Genomic DNA, 4,451 nt, shown 5'->3' with positions numbered 1-4,451 from the left:
GTGGGCAGCTCCTTCCCGAGGAAGGAGCCTCGTGTAGAGGCAATTGCACGTTTCGGGGTTAGAGCCTTTAGGACTCCAATAGCAGCGGAGCCGCGAATCATCTCGATCTCGATCTCGGCCTCGGTCTCACTCTCGGTCCCTGGCCACTACAAAAACTCCTGAATGCTTCCATACCGCTGCATGGTTGGGCTTGGAGCGCCGTCTGCCGGGGATGGGCCGGGAGGATCCCGTGAGGGGTTCCCGTGCTTCCGGGGAAGTCCGGTGGTCTGCTGCCGCTCATGATGTCTGGCAGGTTTTATTCAGGAGTTAAGTAATAGGGAAGAGCGAAGAGGTATGAGAGAAGAGGGGAACTGCGGCAAAGCCGCTGGTGACCTAGATCTAGATCTAGACCCAGGCTCTTAGCCGCTTCGCGGCAGTCCCCTTTTTCGACGCGTCGGAGATGCAGAATCATATGAAGACGTCCTTTCTCCCTCTCCCGGTTCCATGGATGTGCGCTTCCGGTATGGGAGAAATTTCTTCCGGCCTTTCTGCCTCTCATATATATAGTGGAAAATAGAGAGAAACTGTCTCGGGTGGCTGAGAGCTCCTGCGGACGGGCGGGGCATTGAGCTGATCGGGTCCCGCGGGCCGTTTCCACCAGCTAACCCCACCCTGGCGGGAGCCCCTGCCCGACTTCGCTGGGAAAGTGTCTCACTGATTTCTCAGTCGCCTGCGGCTCCCTACGAAATCAGTTCGCTTACTTCCCCAAGGAAGGAGCCTCGTGCAGTGTCATTTTCACGTTTTGGGGATAGAGTCATCAGGATTCCAATGGCGGCGCAGCCGCGGGATCTCAACTCTCAAATCTCAACTCTCTTATTTCCCTGCCACCTTCAGCAGGATGCCGATGGCCAGTTTGGCACGGGCGAAGAGGCTGTATACGTTGGCGTATTCTTCTACGGTGTGGTTGAATTCCCCTTCCACTCCCATGGAGCAGAGGGTGGGGACGCCCATTTTGCAGGTGTAGGCCGCGTCGGAGCCGCCGCCGCAGAGTTTCGGACCGGGGATGGGCCAGCCTTCTTCTTTTGCCACTTCCTGGGCTACTTTCAGGAGTTCCATGTTTCCGGGGATCCGTTCCATGACGTCGAAGCCTTCGGTGGTGGTGAGTTTGGAGGTGACGCCGTCCACGTAGACGTGGTCCACGATTTTCTGCACCATTTCTTTCAGCTTCGGCAGGTCGTCGTTGGAGATGTACCGGAAGTCGCAGTCCATCCTGCAGTAGGCGGGAGTGGCGTTCGGCACGGTGCCTCCTTCGATGACGCCGCAGTTCACGTTGTATCCTTTGTCGTAGTCCGTAAGGGCTTCGATGTCCAGGATCTTGTGGGCCATTTCATTGATGGCGCTCCGGCCGTGTTTCGGATCGTTCCCTACGTGGGATCCCCGGCCGAAGGTTTCGATGGTGAACCGCCAGCAGCCCCGGCGCTGTACGGTGATGTCGTGGTCCGGGAAGCCGGTCTCGAAGTTGAAGGCACATTTGGCGCCCTTCGATTCCTTTTCGATGATTTCCGGGTTATTGGAGAAGCAGTGGGCCGGTTCTTCGTCCGCCACGAGGATGACTTTGCAGGGGAAATCAAAGCCCGCCTCGTGGAGAGCAGTGAGGGCGGAGAGGGCAATGCAGTCTCCCCCTTTCATATCCAGCACCCCGGGACCATAGGCTACGCCGTCTTTGATGGTGAAGGGCCGCTTTTTCGGTTCTCCTTCGTAGAATACGGTGTCCATGTGGCCCATGAGGATGGGATAGGGCTTCGACAGGTCTCCCCGTTCGCCGATGATGGTGTCCCCGCACTTTTCAAAGGAGTACCGGCGGATGGAGAAGCCCAGCTTTTCCAGAATCCCGGCGCAGAGGTTCCCCATTTCCATGCCTCCCTCTTTGACGCCGATGCCGGAGTCGATGGATACCATCTGTTTCCATAGGGAAATCATATCGTCGTGATGGGTGTCTACCCATTGAAATGCCTTTTCTTTACAGTCCATTTTCCTCATATCCTCCTCAAATTTCCGTCAGCAGGGCGGTCAGTAATTTCGCTCTTTCCACCAGGGAATCTTTCGCTGCCCATTCCCGTACGGTATGGTTGAATTCCCCCTTCACCCCCAGGGCGCAGAGGGTGGGAATGCCTGCCTTCGTGAGGTAGGCGGAATCGCTGCCTCCGCCCACAGCGGCAGCCTTCATGGCCGGCAGTCCGTGGGAGGCGGCAATGGCCTGGGCTCTCTCGAAGAGCTTCTCCGAACCCGGGAGCCGCTCCATAGCGGACACCCGGACCAGCCGCCGGCAGGTGGTGGTAACGCCGTCGATATAGACGCGGCGGGCGATATCTTCAAAGGCCTTCTCCACCCGGTCCGATTCTTCTTCCGTCCGGAACCGGACGTCCACCTTGCAGGAGGCGTCTTCGGGAATGGCGTTTGCCACAGTGCCGCCGGAAATGACGCCGACGTTGACGTTGGTCCCTTTGTCCCGGTCCGTGAGGGCTTCGATGTCCAGCACCTTGTGGCACAGTTCCTTTACGGCGCTCCGGCCGTCTTCGGGGTTATTCCCCGCATGGGCGCCGACGCCGTGGAAATGGAAGAGGTACTGGGCCACTCCTTTCCGCTCGATGACGATGCGGTTGTCCAGGAAGCCCGTTTCCATATTGAATCCCATGACTCCGCCTCTGGCCTCTTTCAGGTAGTCTTCGGCGGCGCCGGAATTGGTGTGGCCCGTTTCTTCATCGCCGGCGAGAATGATTTTGATGGGGTACCGGTCATAGCCATTTTCAGTGAGCAGCTTCGCCACGTGGAGGAGGATGGTCATGCCTCCTTTCATGTCGAGAGCCCCGGGACCGGTGACCCGGTTTCCGTCCACATGGAAGGGCCGCTCTTTAGCGGTGCCTTTCATGAAGACCGTGTCCATGTGGCCGGTGAGGATGATAAAGGGCTTCATCATATCTCCGTATTCCGCCACCAGCATATTTCCTGCCTTTTCATAGGTATGGAAATGGACGGAGAAGCCGGCGTTTTCCAGGAACGCTGCCGCCTCTTTTCCTACGGCATCTACGCCGTCCTTATTGTCGGGCCCGCAGTCCCGGTCCACCAGTTTCCGCCAGGTGTCCATCATGGCAGGCTCCCGGGCCTCTATGTCTTTGAAAAGTTCTTCGGTTTCTTTCATTTCGTGAACTCCCATTTTTCCAGGGTGTGCTTCTCTACGATGTCCTTATTCAGTTCGAAGCCGGTCCCCGGACGGTCGGGGAGCTGGATCATGGCATGGGAATCGATGTAGGTGGAGGGGGTGACGATGTCGTCGGCGTAGTAGCGGTCGCTGCCGGGGATGTCATTCGGATAGCGGTAGTAGGGCAGTGTGGCCACGGCCATGTTGTGGCCCCGGGCTACGCCGTCGTCCACCATGCCGCCGCACCAGCAGTAGACTCCCTTTTCGCCGGCGAATTTCTGGATCCGCCGGGCTTCGGTGAGGCCGCCGACCCGGGCTACTTTGATATTGATGATCCGGCAGCTGCCCAGCTCGATGGCCCGCCTTGCGTCGTCTACACTGTCGATACTTTCATCGAGGCAGATGGGGGTCGTGATGGCGGCCTGCAGGTGGCGATGGTCCACGATGTCGTCGGAAGCCAGGGGCTGCTCGATCATGAGGAGCCCCAGTTCGTCCATTTCTTTGAAGAGGTCGATGTCCTTCAGGGTGTAGGCGGAGTTGGCGTCCACCATGAGCATGATGTCGCCGAATTCCTTTCGCACTGCCCGCATGTACTGGATATCATAGCCCGGCTTGATTTTGCACTTTACCCGGCGGTAGCCCTGGTTCATGTACTTGTCGATGGTCTTCAGGAGCTTGTCCGGCGTGTCTTCGATGCCCAGGGATACGCCCGCTTCGATTTCATCCCGCACGCCGCCCAGGGCTTTGTATTCCGGGATGCCCAGTTCCTTGGAGTACAGTTCCCAGAGAGCGCAGTCCACGGAGGCCCGGGCCATGCGGTTCCGCCGGATCCAGGCGGTGTGGTCGAAGAACCATTCGGGGTCCTTGAAGTCGCCGGCATCAAAGAGGGCGGGAACCAGGTACTGTTTGATAATAAAAAGGGCGCCAATGGTGGTTTCTTCGTTGTACCAGGGGCGCATAAAGGCGGAGCAGGCGCCATAGCCCACATTGCCGTCACTGTCATGGAGTTCTACGATGGAAAAGTCCTTCGTCGTGTTCAGGCCGAAGCTTGTACGGAAGGGAACTTTGAAATCAAGGCTCATCCTGCGGATGACTGCTTTTGTTATTTTCATGATATCCTCCTGAAGGAAAACATAGAGTTGAGAGTAGAGGTCAAGCCGCTTCGTGGCGGATGTGTGGTTGAGTGCCGTGCGAGCGGATGGGGGCTTTTAGCTTTTAGCTGCTAGGGAAACGCTGATTTAATCAAGAAAATATCGTCAGAAAACACTCTTTC

The 4,451-nt window shown here is 57.6% G+C and carries 3 protein-coding genes; all 3 read right to left on the bottom strand.

All coding sequences use genetic code 11. The features are described from left to right. Window positions 1-852 precede the first annotated feature (852 nt). The 3 genes from QZR21_RS08180 to menC are packed head-to-tail and all read right to left on the bottom strand — an operon-like array spanning window position 853 to window position 4,290. Entirely contained in the window at window positions 853-2,010 is a 1,158-nt protein-coding gene (locus tag QZR21_RS08180) for a M20 family metallopeptidase (RefSeq protein WP_296974835.1), read from the bottom strand. Window positions 2,011-2,026: 16 nt separating this feature from the next. After that, entirely contained in the window at window positions 2,027-3,178 is a 1,152-nt protein-coding gene (locus QZR21_RS08175; protein ID WP_296974831.1) for a M20 family metallopeptidase, read from the bottom strand. Further along, window positions 3,175-4,290 (bottom strand): o-succinylbenzoate synthase, encoded by a 1,116-nt coding sequence (menC, locus tag QZR21_RS08170; RefSeq protein ID WP_296097120.1) that lies wholly within the window; start codon window positions 4,288-4,290, stop codon window positions 3,175-3,177. The genes QZR21_RS08175 and menC overlap by 4 nt, the downstream gene beginning before the upstream one ends. Window positions 4,291-4,451: the final 161 nt, after the last annotated feature.

Origin of the sequence: uncultured Dialister sp. (assembly GCF_900541605.1) — a bacterium.
Classification (GTDB): domain Bacteria; phylum Bacillota; class Negativicutes; order Veillonellales; family Dialisteraceae; genus Dialister.
Note: the sequence above shows the minus strand (reverse complement) of the source record. Positions and strands in the feature narration are given on the sequence as shown.